The organism is Streptacidiphilus sp. PAMC 29251, from assembly GCF_054208735.2.
In genome coordinates this window covers 1,733,748-1,750,858 of the sequence record NZ_CM135725.2, presented here as the reverse complement: position 1 = coordinate 1,750,858, position 17,111 = coordinate 1,733,748, and the positions used below count along the sequence as shown (strand labels likewise).

10 protein-coding genes and 1 pseudogene are annotated in these 17,111 nt (G+C 70.2%); 5 read left to right on the top strand and 6 right to left on the bottom strand.

Features of this window, described 5'->3' with window-relative positions; translation table 11 throughout:
* Window positions 1–117 precede the first annotated feature (117 nt).
* Window positions 118–339 (top strand): hypothetical protein, encoded by a 222-nt coding sequence (locus ACXKR8_RS08345; RefSeq protein WP_458272254.1) that lies wholly within the window; start codon window positions 118–120, stop codon window positions 337–339.
* Between the two features lie 80 nt (window positions 340–419).
* Here ACXKR8_RS08345 and ACXKR8_RS08340 read toward each other — a convergent pair whose 3' ends face one another.
* Entirely contained in the window at window positions 420–2,039 is a 1,620-nt protein-coding gene (locus tag ACXKR8_RS08340; RefSeq protein ID WP_458272253.1) for a glycoside hydrolase family 18 protein, read from the bottom strand.
* A gap of 214 nt (window positions 2,040–2,253) precedes the next feature.
* Here ACXKR8_RS08340 and ACXKR8_RS08335 point away from each other — a divergent pair, with 214 nt between their 5' ends.
* Window positions 2,254–3,108 (top strand): LLM class F420-dependent oxidoreductase, encoded by an 855-nt coding sequence (locus ACXKR8_RS08335; protein WP_458272252.1) that lies wholly within the window; start codon window positions 2,254–2,256, stop codon window positions 3,106–3,108.
* Window positions 3,109–3,176: 68 nt separating this feature from the next.
* Here the strand turns inward: ACXKR8_RS08335 and ACXKR8_RS08330 are convergent, their stop codons facing one another.
* The 4 genes from ACXKR8_RS08330 to ACXKR8_RS08315 form a co-directional block, all read right to left on the bottom strand.
* Window positions 3,177–4,775 (bottom strand): purple acid phosphatase family protein, encoded by a 1,599-nt coding sequence (locus tag ACXKR8_RS08330; protein ID WP_458272251.1) that lies wholly within the window; start codon window positions 4,773–4,775, stop codon window positions 3,177–3,179.
* A gap of 109 nt (window positions 4,776–4,884) precedes the next feature.
* Window positions 4,885–5,934: an SIS domain-containing protein gene (locus tag ACXKR8_RS08325; protein ID WP_458272250.1), complete on the bottom strand. Its 1,050-nt coding sequence runs from the start codon at window positions 5,932–5,934 to the stop codon at window positions 4,885–4,887.
* Between the two features lie 40 nt (window positions 5,935–5,974).
* Window positions 5,975–7,276 carry a PTS transporter subunit EIIC gene (locus tag ACXKR8_RS08320; RefSeq protein WP_458272249.1) on the bottom strand — a complete coding sequence of 434 codons (1,302 nt, stop codon included), beginning with the start codon at window positions 7,274–7,276 and terminating at the stop codon, window positions 5,975–5,977.
* A 135-nt stretch (window positions 7,277–7,411) separates the two neighbouring features.
* A complete protein-coding gene (locus ACXKR8_RS08315) occupies window positions 7,412–9,337 on the bottom strand; it encodes an APC family permease (RefSeq protein ID WP_458274922.1) in 1,926 nt (641 codons plus the stop codon).
* A 207-nt stretch (window positions 9,338–9,544) separates the two neighbouring features.
* On the opposite strand from ACXKR8_RS08315, the gene adhE reads away from it, so the two are divergent.
* From adhE to pflA, 3 genes and pseudogenes are all read left to right on the top strand, one after another.
* Window positions 9,545–12,172, top strand: a complete 2,628-nt coding sequence (gene adhE, locus ACXKR8_RS08310; RefSeq protein ID WP_458272248.1) for a bifunctional acetaldehyde-CoA/alcohol dehydrogenase — start codon at window positions 9,545–9,547, stop codon at window positions 12,170–12,172.
* 130 nt (window positions 12,173–12,302) lie between these two features.
* Window positions 12,303–14,577: pseudogene (pflB, locus tag ACXKR8_RS08305) on the top strand (formate C-acetyltransferase).
* A gap of 46 nt (window positions 14,578–14,623) precedes the next feature.
* Complete coding sequence (gene pflA / locus ACXKR8_RS08300; RefSeq protein WP_458272246.1) at window positions 14,624–15,394, top strand: pyruvate formate-lyase-activating protein; 771 nt, start codon at window positions 14,624–14,626, stop codon at window positions 15,392–15,394.
* Window positions 15,395–15,428: 34 nt separating this feature from the next.
* Here the strand turns inward: pflA and ACXKR8_RS08295 are convergent, their stop codons facing one another.
* Window positions 15,429–17,096: a type 2 periplasmic-binding domain-containing protein gene (locus ACXKR8_RS08295; RefSeq protein WP_458272245.1), complete on the bottom strand. Its 1,668-nt coding sequence runs from the start codon at window positions 17,094–17,096 to the stop codon at window positions 15,429–15,431.
* Window positions 17,097–17,111 lie beyond the last annotated feature (15 nt).

Below are 17,111 nucleotides of genomic sequence, written 5' to 3'. Positions count from 1 at the left end.
TGTCCCCCTATTGGCCGATTGTCCTCCCCTGCCCCGGGGGCCCCGCAACCGCAGCCATGGATTCAGGTGGGCTAACCCCGCTCGCGGGCGGGGGGTGGGTGCGGCACGGTGGCAGACATGAACGAGCGAAGCACCGCCCTGCGCGGAGCAGCCCCGGTCGAGGTCAGCCCCTTCCACACCGACAGCCGCTACCGGCTGGTGCGGATGGACGGGGTCGGCTGGAGCCCGATGAGCGCGCATGAGTTCCAGGACTCCGTGCTGGCCGCTTTCCCGAGCATCGACCTGCAGGACCCGACCCAGGTCAGCTGGCACGACCGCCCCTGGCAGTGGCCCCGGTAGGAAGCGGGGCCACTGCCAGGGGAACGCCTGCCAGTTCGCCTGCATCGCCCCTGGTCAAGCAGCGAAGCCCGGCTGGAGTACTAGCCCGCGAAGCCAGCGAACAGCTTGGAGAACTGGTACGGCGTCTGGGTGATGTTGGTGCAGTCGTTCAGGCTGCCGTTGCAGGCGTTGCCGTCCCGGGTGACGTCCCAGAAGCCCAGCTCACCGAGGTGGTTCTGCTGGGCGAAGGTGAGCAGTTGCTGGGCGTCGGCGACCTTGAAGACCTCGCTGGAGGTGTCGTTCACGCCCAGCATCGGGGTGACGCCGACCATGGCCCAGGTCTGCGCGGTGGTGAGGTTCGGCCAGACCTGGGCGATCTGGGCGCGGGTGGCCTGGGCCGCCTGGATCGCGTAGGCGCCCATCTTCCCGGACGGGTTGGGCGCGCTGCCGTCGCCGTAGTCCATCGCCATCACATTGACGGTGTCCACGGTGAGGCCGTGCGCCTTGGCCGAGGTCAGGGCGTAGATCCCGTCCGCGATCAGTCCGGTCGGCAGCACCGGGAGGGTGAGCGTGACCTTCAGGTCGCGGCCCTTGGCGCCCTGCGCGGCCTGGACCGCGGCGACGGCCGCCGAGCGGCGGTCGATGGAGGCGTGGTCCACCGCCGCGGCGCCCTCGATGTCGAAGTCGATCCGGTCCAGCGCGTAGGCGTCCACCACCTTCTGGTACTGGGCGGTGAGGGCCGTCACGCTGGTGCAGGCGAGGGCCAGCTCGGTGCCGTTCTGGCCGCCGAAGGAGGGGCGGACGTCACCGCCCAGGGCCCGCAGCGAGTCGAAGTCGGCCTTGTCCCAGCCGGCGGTGGGGTCGAAGGAGTTGAACCAGCTCGCCGCGCAGCCGGTGGATCCTGCGGTGATGAAGCCCAGCGAGAACTGGCGCAGACCGGTGGTGGTGGCGATCTGGGTGAGGTTCGGGGTCGGATAGGCGCCGAGGTCGATGAACGGCGCCGCGATCCCGGGCACCGTCCCGCTGCCGGCCGTACCGGTCAGCACCGCGGAGTGCGCCGACTCATTGCCCGCGTCGTCGAGCGCGGTCACCGTGAAGCTGTGGCTGCTGCCGGCCAGCAGGCCGATCACCTTGGCCGTGGTGGCCGTCGTGGTGGTGGCGATGACGCTGCTGCCCTCGTAGACCCGGTAGCCGACCACGCCGACGTTGTCGGTGGCGGCGTTCCAGCCCAGCGAGATGCTGCCCGGCCCGGTGGCCTTGACCGCGAGCCCGGTGGGAGTGGACGGGGCGGTCAGGTCGGCCGGGGAGCCGGCGCAGGACTTGGTGTTGATCAGGCAGTTGTTCGGCGGGATCGCGGTTCCGCCGCTGCTGAAGTCCATGCCCGCCACCGGGGCGGCGGCGCCGGAGGCCAGCGGGCCCTCCCAGGTCGGGGCGGTGACCGTGTAGTGGCTGCCGCTGTGGGTGACCGTGCCGTTCCAGGAGCTGGTGACGGCCTCGCCCGCGGGCAGGTCGAAGGTGATGCTCCAGGTGGTGACGGTCTTGTTGGACTTGTTGGTGACGGTGTAGTCGCCCTCGAAGCCGCTGTTCCAGCTGGAGGCGACGGTGAAGGCGGCGATCAGGCCGGTGTTGTCGGCCGCGCGGGCGGTGGGGGCCGTCAGCGCGGAGGTGCCGCCGACCAGCAGGGCGGCGATGGCGGCGGCGCGCAGGGGTGCATGTCTCACGGGCGATGCTCCTCGACGTGTGGGGGCGCCTACGCGTCAGGATGTGTTAGGAAACTTTCCTAACGGCAGGAGTAGGGGAAGAGTGGCGTCTTGGCTGGTCGCTGTCAAGATATGACGCCTGATCAGGTGCTGCGGGTGGGAATACCGTTCGTCGGGGCAGGGGTTGCGGCAGGTACGCGAACTGTTCGCTCGTACCTTCTGACAGGAGTGGTCCATGTCCCTCGGCAGGTTCGGAATCTGGAGTTCGGCATTGCAGGTGGACGGCTCGGCGGGCGACGGCGAGGTGGTCGGGGCAGCCCAGGAGCTGGAGAAGCTCGGCTTCGGCGCGGTGTGGATCGGCGGCAGCAGCTCGGTCGCGCACGCGGCGGCGCTGATCGGGGCGACCGGCTCACTGACCGTCGCCACCGGCATCCTCAGCATCTGGCAGCACGAGGCCGCGGACGTCGCCGCGCAGAGCGCCGAGCTGGCCGCGGCCCACCCCGGCCGCTTCCTGCTCGGCCTCGGCGCCAGCCATGCGCCGCTGGCCGGCGACCGGTACCACCGGCCGTACTCGGCGATGGTCGCCTACCTGGACGCGCTGGACGCCGCCCCGGCGCCGGTGCCGCCCGCCGGGCGGGTGCTGGCCGCGCTCGGGCCCAAGATGCTCCGGCTGGCCGGTGAGCGGACCGCGGGGGCCCATCCCTACCTGGTCACCGCCGAGCACACGGCGCAGGCCCGGGCCGCGCTCGGCGTCGACGCGCTGCTGGCGCCCGAGCTGAAGGTAGTGCTCGAAGCCGATCCGACCCAGGCCCGCACGGTGGCCCGCGGCTATCTGGCGCGGTATCTGGAACTGCCCAACTACACCGACAACCTGCTCCGACTGGGCTTCGCCGACAGCGACTTCGGCGACGGCGGCAGCGACCGGCTGATCGACGCCCTCTTCGCCTGGGGCGACGCCGACGCGGTCCGGGCCAGGACCGAGGAGTTCCTCGCGGCCGGCGCCGACCATCTGGCGCTGCAGGTGGTCAGCGACCGCCCCGGGTTGCCCCGCGAGGGCTGGCGCCGGCTGGCCGAGCTGCTGGAACTCTGATCCTCGAATTCTTATGAGCATGCGTCAGGGCCCGTTCTCCACAGTGGAGTACGGGCCCTGACGTCGGGTCAGTGCTTGCCGTCGCTGCGCTTGCGGTGCAGGGCGAACTTCTCGAAGACCGACAGGTCGCCGTTGGGCTTGTTGACGTTGTAGTAGGTGACGTGCAGCCGGGTGGTGTCGCCCGCGTGGCGGCCGGGGTCGACGGTGAACGAGGCGAAGCCGTAGGGGTGGTCGAGGTCGCGGACCCCGGTCCAGACGGCCTGCTCGGTGACATAGGTGGAGGTCCGCTTGCTGCCGGCCGGCGCGCTGGCCGAGACGGCGGTGATCACCTTGGCGGTGCCGTCCTTGAAGAACTTCTGGTTGGTGGTGCCGGAGACCCCACCGCCGCCGAGGATCATATGGACGGTGCCGAGCGAGGTGTCGATGTTGTCGGTGGCGGAGGACACCGGGTTGGGGGTCAGCGTCTCGCTGCTGCTGACCACGCCGCGGACGGCCAGCGACCGCTCGTAGTTGTGCTCATGGCCGCAGAGCACCAGGTCCACGCCGTACTTGTCGAACAGCGGGCCGTACTTCTGACGGAGCCCCAGGTCGGCGCCGTTGGCGTCGGAGGAGCTGATCATCACCTGGTGCATCGCGACCACGATCCAGTCGGTCTCGCGGGAGGCCCGGGCCGCGCGCAGCTCCTTTTCCAGGAAGGCCAGTTGACGGCCGCCGGAGTAGCCGCTGATGTAGACGTCGCCGCCGTCCTGGAGGCAGTTGTCGTCGTTCTGCAGCACGATCACCCGGACCGAGCCCGCGGTGAAGGCGTACCAGAGCCCGGCCAGCTCCGGGTCGGTCTCGGTCGAGGGCAGCGCGAAGTAGGTCTGGTAGGCGCCGAGGCCGATCGGCCCGTTGGCGCTCTCGATCTCATGGTTGCCGGCCGCGGGCATCCACGGGCGGAAGCGGGCCGAGCGGGTGTTGTTGGTGAAGAAGTTGTTCCAGGTGCGCACCCGGTCGACGTCCAGGTTGGCGTAGCAGAGGTCGCCGTTGAGCAGGTGGAACAGCGGTGCGACCTGCTCGATCCCGCTGACGATGTCCTTGGTCGCGGGGGTGGAGTTGGCGTCCAGGCCGACCGTGCCGTCGGGGGCCCAGGTGACCTGGGGGGCCGACTGGTCGCCGAAGCTGGTGAAGGTCAGCGGCGCCCGGCCGCTGGGGGCGGTGCGGAAGTTGCCGCTGTCGGGCGTGGCGCCCGAGTGCGAGACCAGGTAGAGGTAGTCGGTGCCGGGGCTGAGCCGGTTCAGCGCGGCGTGGTGGACGTAGACGGTGCGGCCGGACTTGCCGTCGACATAGGTGCGGGTCCGTGCGTCGGCGCTGGAGCCGAAGCCGTGCTGGAGCGTGCCGTAGAGCACCCGGGGCTTCTTGACCGGTCCGTCGGTCAGCCAGGAGACGACCATCTGGCTGCGCGGGTCCGCGCCGAAGGTGAGGTGGAGGCCCTGCACCGGCGGGGCGCCGGCCGTGTCGGGGGTCGGGTTGAACGCGGGGGCGGCGTGCGGGGCGGCCGCGGCGGCGGTCCCGGCGCCGAGCAGCGGAACCGCCACGGCCCCCGCGCCTGCGGTGCCCAGCAGCCCGAGGGCGTGGCGGCGGGAGAGGCTCCCGGACTGCTCGGGGGTGTCGAGCGCTGAGTCCATAGTGTTCCTCCAGGTTGGCGCAGCGGACTACCGAACCCTGGCGGTTGCTGATGGCCGCACGGTGAATACAGCCTTGCGGCCGACCGTGCGGCTGGCGACTCATCAGCTGTCAGCTGACGACACTGAAGTCCTTGGTGTCGACGCCGCCCTCCTTGGTGTCGTGGTTGGCGAAGACGAACGACTCGATCGGGACCCGGCGTTCGACGCTCAGCGCCGCTGCCAGCTCCTGCAGCACCACGGTCTCCAGGACCGCGCGGGTGCTCGGCGCGGTGGCCGGGAGCAGCACCACGCCCAGGTCGGCGGTGGGCTCCTGCGGGGTGGTGGTGACCAGCAGGGTGAGGTGTCCCGCGCCGGCCAGCGAGTGGGCCAGGCCCACCTCGCGGTCGTCGCCGAGCACCACATGCAGGGTGTTTCCGGCGGACTCCATCTCACCGTGCAGGTAGTTCCTGGTGACGGCGGCGGTGGCGGGCAGCCGGGGGACCTCGCGGAGCAGCAGGGCGCCCTCCTCGGCCGCGGCGACGGACGCCCCGGAGGCCACGATGTCGGCGGCCACGCACAGGGCGGCCCGTCGGCGCAGCGGGTCGATCGCCTCCCTGGCGGCGGTGCGGACCGCCGTCACCTGGGCCGCGATGTCGGTCCACGGGTCGTCGGAGGGGCTGCGTCCGGCGATCGCCCCGGCGATCAGGTCCAGCGCCACCAGGGTTCCGGTGAAGCCGACGGTGGAGGCGTAGGAGTCGGGCTCATTGCCAAGGTCCACGGTGTACGTGGCCAGTTCGGCCAGCGGGGAAGGGACGACGTTGAGCAGCGCGACGCACGGGGTGTCGCCCGCGTGCTTGAACGCCGCGATGGTCTCCGAGCTGCGGCCGCCCTGGGAGACGCCGATCAGGGCGTCGGTGTCGAAGCCGGCCGTGCCGGTCTCGATCTCGCTGGCGAGCACCCGCTGGGCGACCACGCCGTGCGAGCGCAGCAGCTGGACCGGCACGGCCAGGGCCGCGTAGGAGGCGCCGATGCCGGTGAACAGGGGGCGCTCGACCTGGCGCAGCCGGGCGAGGTCGAGCTCGCCCTCGGCCAGCTGGTGCCGGACATGGGCGGCGACCCGGAGCAGCGCGGCCGGCTGGTCGTGCTGGCCCTGGAGGAAGGGGATACGGGTGGCGGACATGGCGGGGGAGTCCTTTCAGTGAAGCTGATGTGACGACTGGTCAGGCGGTGGCGGGTCGCGGGCGGGGGTTGCCGGCGCCCTTCTTGGAGAGATCGACCCGCTCGGGCCCGGGGCCGTCGTCGCCCGGCGCCTCGTCCACCGGCTCGCGGCCCGGGGTGGGGAGGTTGAATCTGACGATCGCCCAGCGGAAGAGGGTGTAGTAGATCCCGGCGAAGCCCAGGCCGATCGGGATCAGCAGCCAGGGTTTGGTGGCGATGCCCCAGTTGATGACGTAGTCGATCGCGCCGGAGGAGAAGCCGAAGCCGTCGCGGATGCCGAGGGCGTAGGTCAGCGCCATGGAGACCCCGAACAGGACCGCGTGGATGGCGTAGAGGAACGGGGCCACGAACATGAAGCTGAACTCGATCGGCTCGGTCACGCCGGTGACGAAGGCGGTCAGCGCGACGGAGAGCATCATGCCCTTGACCATGGTGCGGTTCTCCGGGCGGGCGGTGTGCGCGATCGCCAGCGCGGCCGCGGGCAGCGCGAACATGTAGATCGGGAAGCCGCCGGTCATGAACTGCCCGGCGCTGGGGTCACCGGCCAGGAAGCGGGCGATGTCGCCGTGCACCACGGTGCCGGTGGCCGGGTTGGTGAAGGAGCCGGCCTCGAACCAGGGGAAGAAGGAGAAGAAGTGGTGCATGCCGATGGGTATCAGGGCCCGCACCACCAGCCCGAAGATGCCGGCGCCCATCGAGCCGGTGCCGACCAGCCACTCGCCGAAGTCCATGAACCAGCCGCCGACCGTGGGCCAGACCAGGCCGAAGACCACGGCCATGCCCACGCCCGCGAAGGCGCTCAGGATCGGCACCAGCCGGCGGCCGCCGAAGAAGCCCAGCCACTCCGGCAGTTTGGTGCGGCTGAAGCGCTGGTAGAGCAGCGCCACCACCAGACCCATCACGATGCCGCCCATGACCTTGGCGTCCAGCGGCTTTCCGTCCGCTCCCTTCGGGAAGGCCTCGCTGGCCAGGACGGTCTTGAAGACCAGGTAGCCCACCACGGCGGCCAGACCGGTCGATCCGTCCGCCTTCTTGGCGAAGCCGATCGCCACACCGACCGCGAACAGCATCGGCAGGTTGCTGATCACGGCGTCGCCGCCGGCGGCGAGGACCATGCCGAGCTTCTGGACGACGACCGGGAAGTTCGGCCGTCCCAGCAGGTCGGCCTGGCCGAGCCGGGTCATCAGCGCCGCGGCGGGAAGGGTGGCGACGGGCAGCATCAGGCTTCGTCCGATGCGCTGCATCACCGCCATCACGCCGGAGCCGCTTTTGCCGCCGGCCTTGGCTTTCGCGGTTCTGGACATGCGTGCACTGCTCCCAGGGGGTGTCGTGGCGTCAGATGGCCCGGATGGCGGCCTCTGTCCACTCTCTCTCCCTGATTCGAGCGCAATGCCCGCGAAAGGTCACTACTGCCCGGGACGATGGTCCTGAGCAGCAGGTCAGCGGTTCATGGCGGCGGGTTCGGCCGGCTCGGCCGGCTCGTTCGGCTCAGCGGCGAGCCGGAACGGCACGTCGACCACGGTGACCTCGGGGGCGAACAGCAGTCGGGCCTTGAGCCGGAGCGCGTTCTGGTTGTGCAGCGGCTGCTCCCACCAGTGGCTGACGACGTACTCCGGGATCACCACGCACACCAGGGCCTTGGGATCGGCGGCGGCGGTCTTCCGGATCCGGCGCAGCACCGGGGCGACCACCTCGCGGTAGGGCGAGTGCAGGATCTCCAGCGGAACCGTCAGACCGTGCTCCTCCCAATGCTGTCGCAGCTCGGTGGCCTCGGCGGCGTCCGCCGCCACGGTCACCGCGGTGATCGTGGTGGGGCGCAGGGCCTGGGCCACGCCGAGGGCCTTGAGCGTGGGCGCGTGCACCCGGGACACCAGCACCAGCACGTGGTTGCGCGGCGGGACGTACGGCCGGGCGTCGTCCGGGACCGCCACGAACGCGGTGACCTGGTCGTAGTGCTTGCGCACCCCCTTCATCCCGACGAACAGCAGCGGCATCGCGATCAGCACCAGCCACGCCCCGTGGGTGAACTTGGTGATCAGCACGATCACCAGGACCAGCGAGGTCAGCGTCGCCCCGAAGGCGTTGATGGCCAGTGCGCGCCGCATGGGCCGGCGCTGCGCCGGGGACGGACCGGCGGCCAGCGCGGTGCGCCAGTGCTTGACCATCCCCGCCTGGGAGAGCGAGAAGGAGATGAAGACGCCGATGATGTACAGCTGGATCAGCCGGGTCAGCTCCGCGTTGAAGGCCACGATCAGGGCGACAGCGGCCAGCGCCAGCAGCACCACGCCGTTGGAGAACACCAGCCGGTCGCCGCGGTTGTCCAACTGGCGCGGGGCGTAGCGGTCCCGGGCCAGGATCGAGGCCAGCAGCGGGAAGCCGTTGAAGGCGGTGTTGGCGGCCAGCACCAGGATCCCGGCGGTGAAGGTCTGCAGCAGGTAGAACAGCAGGTCGGCGCTGCCGAAGGTGGCCCGGGCGATCTGCGCCAGCGCGGTCGGCATGGCGGTGCCCGGCGGCAGGCCCAGCTCGGTCGGGTCGGCGGCGACATGGATGTGGTAGCTCATCGCCAGCGCGGTGATGCCGACGAACATGGTCACCGAGAGCAGGCCCATCACGGCCAGGGTGTTCGCCGCGTTGCGGCTCTTGGGCTCGCGGAAGGCCGGCACCCCGTTGCTGATGGCCTCCACCCCGGTCAGCGCGGTGCAGCCGGAGGCGAAGGCGCGCATCGCCAGCAGCACCACCGCGAAACCGGTGTAGTGGCTGACCGCGTGGATCGGCAGGTGCGCCGACTCGGCCCGGATGGTGGTGCCGGTGGCCAGCCGGACCGCGGCCCAGCCGAACATCAGATAGATGGCCGCGATGAAGCCGTAGGTGGGGATCGCGAACAGCCGTCCCGACTCGCGCACACCGCGCAGGTTGAGCGCGGTCAGCAGGATGATGAAGCCCACCGAGAGCAGCACCTGGTGGTCCTCCAGCGACGGCACCGCCGAGGTGATGGCAGCGACCCCGGAGACCACGGACACCGCCACGGTGAGCACGTAGTCGACCAGCAGGGCGCTGGCCGCGGTCAGCGCCGCGGTCGGCCCCAGGTTCTCGGCGCTGACCACATAGGCGCCGCCGCCGCCCGGGTAGGCGTGGCAGGTCTGCCGGTAGGAGGCGATCACCACCACCAGCAGCAGCACGATGGCCGCCGCCGCGTACCAGGCCAGGTGCAGCAGGGCCGCCCCGCCCAGGGCGAGGATCAGCAGGATCTCCTCGGTGGCGTAGGCCACGGAGGAGAGCGGGTCGCTGCAGAAGATCGGCAGCGCCAGCCGTTTGGGCAGCAGGGTCTCGCCCAGCCGCGAGCTGTCCAGGGGACGGCCGACCATCAGACGCTTGGGGGAACTCCAGATCGGCACCCGGTCAAACTATGACAAAAGCTAATGGCCATGTGGTCAACACGCAGCGGGGGTCGCCCGTCCGGACCCGGGTCGATGGTCCCTGGCGATGCCGACGTTGGCCCGTGGTGGGCCGGTACGCCGCGAGCGCACTGTGGAGGAGCAGGCCAATTCAACGGACTCCCCGAGGTGGTTCTCATGGCAGCGGCAGACACGGTTCAGCTCTCTCCCTCCGATGCGGTACTGGCGGTGGACGCGCTGGTGGCGGACGCCCAGAAGGCGCTGCTCGAGTACGCCGACTTCACCCAGGAGACGGTCGACCACATCGTGAAGAAGGCCTCGCTGGCGGCGCTGGCGCAGCACACCCGGCTGGCGATGCTGGCCGTGCAGGAGACCGGCCGCGGGGTGTTCGAGGACAAGGCCGTGAAGAACATCTTCGCCTGCGAGCACGTCACCCACTCGATGGCGAACATGAAGACGGTGGGCGTGGTCCGCCGGGACGAGGTGGACGGGATCGTGGAGATCGCCGAGCCGGTGGGCGTGGTGGCCGGAGTGACCCCGGTGACCAATCCGACCTCGACCACGATCTTCAAGGCGCTGGTGGCGCTGAAGACCCGCAACCCGATCGTGTTCGCGTTCCACCCCTCCGCGCAGCAGTGCTCGGCCGAGGCCGCCAAGGTGGTGCGCGAGGCCGCGATCGCGGCCGGGGCTCCCGAGGGGTGCATCTCCTGGGTCGAGCAGCCGTCGATGGAGGCCACCGCCGCGCTGATGAACCACTCCGGTGTCGCCACCATCCTGGCCACCGGCGGCAACGCCATGGTCAAGGCCGCCTACTCCTGCGGCAAGCCCGCGCTGGGCGTGGGCGCCGGCAATGTGCCCGCCCTGGTCGAGGCGACCGCGGACGTGCGGCGCGCGGTCAATGACATCGTGATGTCGAAGTCCTTCGACAACGGCATGATCTGCGCCTCCGAGCAGGCCGTCATCCTCGACACCACCCTCTACGACCAGGCCATCGCCGAGTTCGGCAAGCTCAAGGCCCACCTCGCCACCCCGGCGGAGAAGCAGCTGCTGGAGGCCTACATCTTCGGCGTCGGCGCGGGCACCGCCTGCTCCGGGGCCAAGCTGAACGCCGCCGTGGTCGGCCTGCCGCCGGCCCGGATCGCCGAGGCGGCCGGGTTCAGCGTCCCCGAGGACACCTCGATCATCCTGGCCGAGGTCGACTTCGTGGGCGAGGGCGAGCCGCTGACCAGGGAGAAGCTCTGCCCGGTGCTGGCGGTGCTGCGCGCCGAGGGGCGCGAGCAGGGGGTGCGTCTGGCGGCGCAGATGGTGGAGTTCCACGGGCTGGGCCACAGCGCCGCCGTGCACACCGAGGACGCGGCGTTCGCCGAGGAGTTCGGCCACGCGGTCAAGGCCTGCCGGGTGATCTGGAACGCGCCCAGCTCCCAGGGCGGCATCGGCGACATCTACAACGCCTTCATGCCCTCGCTGACGCTGGGCTGCGGCAGCTACGGGCACAACTCGGTGTCCGGCAACGTGACCGCGCTGAACCTGGTGAACATCAAGCGGATCGGCCGCCGCAACACCAATATGCAGTGGTTCAAGATCCCGCCGAAGGTCTTCTTCGAGCGCAACTCCATCAAGTACCTCACCGACATGCGCGGGGTGCGCCGGGTGGTGGTGGTCACCGACCGCACCATGCGCGAGGTCGGCAACCTGGCCCGGATCCAGGACATGCTGGCCCGGCGCCCCGAGCCGGTCGAGGTCCAGGTGGTCGACTTCGTCGAGCCCAACCCCAGCATCGACACGGTGGAGCGCGGCGCGTCCCTGATGCGGGCGTTCCAGCCGGACACCATCATCGCGCTGGGCGGCGGCTCGCCGATGGACGCGGCCAAGGTGATGTGGCTGATGTACGAGCACCCGGAGACGGTGTTCGCGGACCTCAAGGAGAAGTTCTTCGACATCCGCAAGCGTGCCTTCACCTTCCCGGACCTGGGCGAGAAGGCCAAGCTGGTGTGCATCCCGACCACCTCCGGCACCGGCAGCGAGGTCACCCCGTTCGCGGTGATCACCGACACCGCCACCGGGCAGAAGTACCCGCTGGCCGACTACGCGCTCACCCCCAGCGTGGCCATCTGCGACCCGGCGCTGACCACCCGTCTGCCCAAGTCCGTCACCGCCGACTCCGGCTTCGACGCGCTGACCCACGCCATCGAGACCTATGTCTCGGTCTACGCCAATGACTTCACCGACGGCCTGGCGCTGCAGTCGATCCGGCTGATCTTCGAGAACCTGGAGCGCGCGGTCACCCACGGCGAGACCGACCAGACCGCCCGGGAGAAGATGCACAACGCCGGCACCATCGCCGGCATGGCCTTCGGCTCCGCCTTCCTGGGCCTGGTCCACGCCATGGCGCACACTCTCGGCGCGACCTTCCACGTCCCGCACGGACGCACCAACGCGCTGCTGCTGCCGCACGTGATCCGCTACAACGGCGGCGCCCCGGCGAAGGTCACCAGCTGGCCCAAGTACCACTCCTACGCCGCGCCGGAGCGCTTCGCCCAGATCGCCACCGTGCTCGGACTGGACGCGGCCACCCCCGAGCAGGGCGTGGAGTCGCTGGCCACCGCGGTCGAGGCGCTGCGCGACCGGGTCGGCATCCCCAGCTCCTTCGCCGAGGCGGGCGTGGACGAGGAGGCCTTCATCGCCGCGCTGCCGCAGCAGTCCATGAACGCCTACGAGGACCAGTGCGCCCCGGCCAACCCGCGGATGCCGATGCTCGCCGACATGCAGCAGCTGATGCGGCAGGCCTACTACGGGAGCAAGTGACGAACGGGAGCAAGTGACGAACGGGAGCAAGTGACGAAAGTCCCGGCAAGAGGGGACCTTCGCACCGTCCCCAGGCTTGTGAATTGTTTCACGATGTAAGTACCAGCAGGAAGAGACGGGAGCAGCAGCCATGAGCACCCTGAGCACCGAGCACACGGCCACGTCGGGCGGAGCCTGGGAGGGCTTCCGCGGGGGCCTGTGGCGGGACGCGATCGACGTCCGCGACTTCATCCAGCGGAACTACACCCCCTACCAGGGCGACGCCGCCTTCCTGGCCGGGCCGACCGAGCGCACCGCCGCAGTCTGGAAGAAGATCACCGACCTGTTCCCGGAGGAGCGCCGCAAGGGCGTCCTGGACATCGACGCGGCCACCCCGTCCACCATCACCGCGCACGCGCCGGGCTGGATCGACCGTGACCTCGACCTGGTGGTCGGGCTGCAGACGGACGCCCCGCTGAAGCGTTCGATCATGCCCAACGGCGGCTGGCGGATGGTGGCCGGTGCGCTGGAGACCTACGGCTACCCGGTCGACCCGGAGCTGGAGAAGGTGTTCTCCGAGTACCGGAAGACCCACAACGCCGGTGTGTTCGACGCCTACACCCCGGAGATCCGGGCCGCCCGCAAGGCCGGCGTGGTCACCGGGCTGCCGGACGCCTACGGGCGCGGCCGGATCATCGGCGACTACCGCCGGGTCGCGCTCTACGGGTGGACCTGCTGGTCGAGGCCAAGAAGGCGGAGAAGGAGGGGCTCAACGCCTCCCCGGCGACAGCGCCTCGCTGGAGGAGACGATCCGGCTGCGCGAGGAACTGGCCGAGCAGATCCGGGCGCTGGGCGAGCTCAAGCAGATGGCCGCCGGCTACGGCTACGACATCTCCGGTCCGGCCACCACCGGCCGCGAGGCGATCCAGTGGCTGTACTTCGGCTACCTGGCCGCGGTGAAGGAGCAGAACGGCGCGGCCATGTCGCTCGGCCGCACCTCCACCTTCCTCGACGTCTACCTGCAGCGGGACCTCGAGTCCGGCGCGCTGACCGAGAGCGCCGCCCAGGAGCTGGTCGACGACTTCATCATCAAGCTGCGGATCGTCCGCTTCCTGCGCACCCCCGAGTACGACACGCTGTTCTCCGGCGACCCGACCTGGGTGACCGAGTCCCTCGCCGGGATGGGCGAGGACGGCCGCCCGCTGGTGACCCGGACCTCCTTCCGCTACCTGCAGACCCTCTACAACCTGGGCCCGGCCCCCGAGCCCAACATGACGGTGCTGTGGTCCCCGGACCTGCCGCAGGGCTTCAAGGACTTCTGCGCCCAGGTGTCCATCGACACCTCCAGCGTGCAGTACGAGTCGGACGAGCTGATGCGCCCGCGCTTCGGCGACGACACCGCGATCGCCTGCTGCGTCTCGGCGATGCCGGTCGGCAAGCAGATGCAGTTCTTCGGCGCCCGGGTCAACCTGGCCAAGACCCTGCTCTACGCGATCAACGGCGGCCGGGACGAGAAGTCCGGCGCCCAGGTCGGCCCGGCCAGCGGCCCGGTCACCACCGAGGGCCCGCTGGACTACGACGAGGTGTTCGCCAAGTTCGACACCCAGATGGAGTGGCTGGCGGACGTCTACGTGCACGCGCTGAACGTCATCCACTACATGCACGACAAGTACGCCTATGAGCGGCTGGAGATGGCGCTGCACGACCGCGACGTGCGCCGTACCATGGCCTGCGGCATCGCCGGACTCTCGGTCGCGGTGGACTCGCTGGCCGCGATCCGCTACGCCGAGGTCACCCCGGTGCGCGACGAGACCGGCCTGGTGACCGACTACCTGATCGAGGGCGAGTACCCGGCCTTCGGCAACAACGACGACCGGGCCGACGAGATCGCGGTGTGGCTGGTCGAGGAGTTCATGCGGAAGGTGCGCAAGCACCCGACCTACCGCGACGCGGTGCACACCCAGTCGGTGCTGACCATCACCTCCAACGTGGTCTACGGCAAGAAGACCGGCAACACCCCGGACGGCCGCCGGGCCGGCGAGCCCTTCTCGCCCGGGGCCAACCCGATGAACGGCCGGGACACCCACGGCTATGTGGCCTCGGCGCTGTCGGTCGCTAAACTGCCGTACCTGGAGGCCGAGGACGGCATCTCGCTGACCAACACGGTCACCCCGGACGGCCTGGGCCGCACCCCCGAGGAGCGGGTCCGCAACCTGGCCGGGGTGCTGGACGGCTACACCGCGAGCAACGGCTTCCACATGAACGTCAACGTCCTCAACCGGGACACCCTGCTGGACGCCATGGAGCACCCGGACGACTACCCGCAGCTGACCATCCGGGTCAGCGGCTACGCGGTGAACTTCGTCCGGCTGAGCCGGGAGCAGCAGCTGGACGTGCTGAACCGCACCTTCCACGGCGCGCTGTAGTCACCAGCACCGCCCCGTCCGCCCGTCGATTCCGGAGGTATTCGCGATGGCCAGCTCCACGCTCCTCGCCACGGTCGCCGACCGCACCGTCAGCGGTTCGGTCCACTCCTGGGACCTCTCCACCGGGGTCGACGGGCCCGGCACCCGCTTTGTCACCTTTCTCTCCGGGTGCCCGCTGAACTGCCTGTACTGCCACAACCCGGACACCAAGCGGATGCGCAACGGCCGGCGCACCTCGGCCGACGAGATCGTCGCCGAGGCGGCCAAGTACACCCGGTTCATCCGCGCGGCCGGCGGCGGGGCCACCGTCAGCGGCGGTGAGCCGCTGCTGCAGCCGCTGCTGACCGGGGAGCTGCTGCACCGCTACAAGCACGACCTGGGCCTGCACACCGCCCTGGACACCTCCGGCTTCCTCGGGGTGCGGGCCACCGACTCGCTGCTGGCCGACACCGACCTGGTGCTGCTGGACATCAAGTCCTGGCAGCCCGAGCTCTACCGCAGGGTGACCGGCCGTCCGCTCCGGCCGACGCTGGACTTCGCCCGCCGGCTGGCCGACCTCGGCAAGGAGGTCTGGGTGCGCTTCGTGCTGGTCCCCGGGCTGACCGACGACCCGGAGAACGTGGCCGGGGTGGCCCGGTTCGCGGCCTCGCTGGGCAATGTGTCCCGGGTGGACGTGCTGCCGTTCCACAAGCTGGGGGCGGCCAAGTACGAGGCGCTGGGCGAGCGCTTCGAACTGGCCGACACCCCCAGCCCGGATGCCGCGCAACTGGCTGCCGCGACCGCGGCCTTCCGCGAGCAGGGCCTCTACGCAGTGTGACTCCTCCGCCGGCCCGACGCGCTGTCAGGCGCTGTCAGGCGTTGGCGGCGGCGTACTGGGCGGCCAGTTCCTTGGCGATCTGGTCGCCGCCCTGGGTGCGGTACCGCTTGACCACGCCGTCCCAGGAGGACAGCGGCTGCTTGCCGGAGACGATGCCGAGGATGGCGTCGTTGATGCCGGAGCTCAGCGTCGCCGCCTTGGTGCTGGCGGTGACCGAGCCCGCCAGGAAGGGCACCGCCGGGTTTGCCACGCCGAGCGGGATGATGTCCTGTTCGGCCTGGTAGGCCTCACGGCTCGCGTCCGGGAACCCGGGGTTGTAGATCACCTGCGGCGCGGCGGCCACATAGCGGAAGGGCACATTGACATAGCTCTCGGTCTTGCCGAGCGCGGTGGGGAGGGAGGGGCCGCCGTCGGCGCCCCGGGTGAAGTGCACGCCCTCGACGCCGTAGTTGATCAGCTCCCACTCCTTGGAGCCGAACGGGGCGGCCAGGTAGTCCATCACCCGCAGCAGCATCTTGATCCGCTCCGGCGAGGACTTCTTGAGCGTGGTGAAGCCGAAGGAACCGGTTCCGAACCACGGGGTGGGCTTGGCGCCGTAGGGCCGCATGATCTTCACCGGCCAGGCGCTGCCGACCACGCTGACATAGCTGGCGAAGCCGCCCCAGCCGTCGGCGACGGTGGTGGTGGTGCCGTTGGCGAACAGCGTCTTCATCTGGGTCGCCGTCATCGAGGTCGCGTCCGGGTCCCACAGCCCCTTGCTCCACAGCGACTGCATCGTCACCAGCGACTGCCGGAACTCCTCGGTGGCGTAGGTGGAGGTGAACTGGCCGCCGGAGAGGCTCCAGGCGTTGGGGGCCCCGGCGCTCGCCGCGTGCACCGGGAAGCCGAACGGCAGGGTGCCGCAGTCGCCGAGGGCGTAGTGCCCGGAGCCGTTGATCTGGCTGAGTCCGGCGGTGAACTGCTGGACCGAGAGGCCCTTGGCGTCCAGGCCGGCCGGGGTCAGCTTGGTGCCGTTGCCGAACATCGCGTACTGGATCCGGGGGCGGTGGATCGGCACCCCGTAGATCCTGCCGCCGATCCGGCCCATGCCCTCCCAGACATAGGTGGGGATGTTGGCCAGGTTCGGGTAGTCCTTGATCGCGTCGCCGGACAGGTACTCGGTCAGGTCGGCGCACTGGCTGGCGATGAACTGCGACTGGTTCGGGATGGTGTAGCCGCCCTCGAAGGCGGTCAGGTCAGGGATATTGCCGCTCGCGGTCATCGTCGAGTACGTGGTCAGGTAGCCGGTGCCGACGTCGGGGACGACCTTGAGGTCGACGTCCACGCCGAGCCCGGTCTTCACCGCCTTGAACAGCTTGTTGGAGTCGTCGAAGCTGGTGACGGTGCCGTAGGAGATGCACATCATGGTCACCTTGGACCCGTCGCCCGGGGTGCCGTGGGTCGACTGGAACAGGTCCGACGGGTACTTCAGGTAGGTGTCCTGGACTCCCGCGGCGGTGCCGGCCAGGTCGGGCTTGGCGCCGGCGATCGGCGTGTACGTCGGCCAGGCCGCGCTCTTGGCGCCGGCGTTGGAGATCTTTCCGCCGCTGCCACTGCCGCCGCCGCTGCTGCAGGCGGCCAGCAGCGGGCCGGCGGTCACGGTGGCGGCCAGGCCGATGCCTGCCATCTTCAGGACGGATCTGCGGGACGGGGTTTCGGGCATGGCGAAGCTCCTTGG

What these genes read in the sequence shown, in the direction of transcription:
- ACXKR8_RS08345 (WP_458272254.1), top strand. Translation starts at nt 118, where the DNA reads ATGAACGAGCGAAGCACCGCCCTGCGCGGAGCAGCCCCGGTCGAGGTC.
- ACXKR8_RS08335 (WP_458272252.1), top strand. Translation starts at nt 2,254, where the DNA reads ATGTCCCTCGGCAGGTTCGGAATCTGGAGTTCGGCATTGCAGGTGGAC.
- ACXKR8_RS08330 (WP_458272251.1), bottom strand. Translation starts at nt 4,775, where the DNA reads ATGGACTCAGCGCTCGACACCCCCGAGCAGTCCGGGAGCCTCTCCCGC.
- ACXKR8_RS08325 (WP_458272250.1), bottom strand. Translation starts at nt 5,934, where the DNA reads ATGTCCGCCACCCGTATCCCCTTCCTCCAGGGCCAGCACGACCAGCCG.
- ACXKR8_RS08320 (WP_458272249.1), bottom strand. Translation starts at nt 7,276, where the DNA reads ATGTCCAGAACCGCGAAAGCCAAGGCCGGCGGCAAAAGCGGCTCCGGC.
- ACXKR8_RS08315 (WP_458274922.1), bottom strand. Translation starts at nt 9,337, where the DNA reads ATGGTCGGCCGTCCCCTGGACAGCTCGCGGCTGGGCGAGACCCTGCTG.
- adhE (WP_458272248.1), top strand. Translation starts at nt 9,545, where the DNA reads ATGGCAGCGGCAGACACGGTTCAGCTCTCTCCCTCCGATGCGGTACTG.
- pflA (WP_458272246.1), top strand. Translation starts at nt 14,624, where the DNA reads ATGGCCAGCTCCACGCTCCTCGCCACGGTCGCCGACCGCACCGTCAGC.
- ACXKR8_RS08295 (WP_458272245.1), bottom strand. Translation starts at nt 17,096, where the DNA reads ATGCCCGAAACCCCGTCCCGCAGATCCGTCCTGAAGATGGCAGGCATC.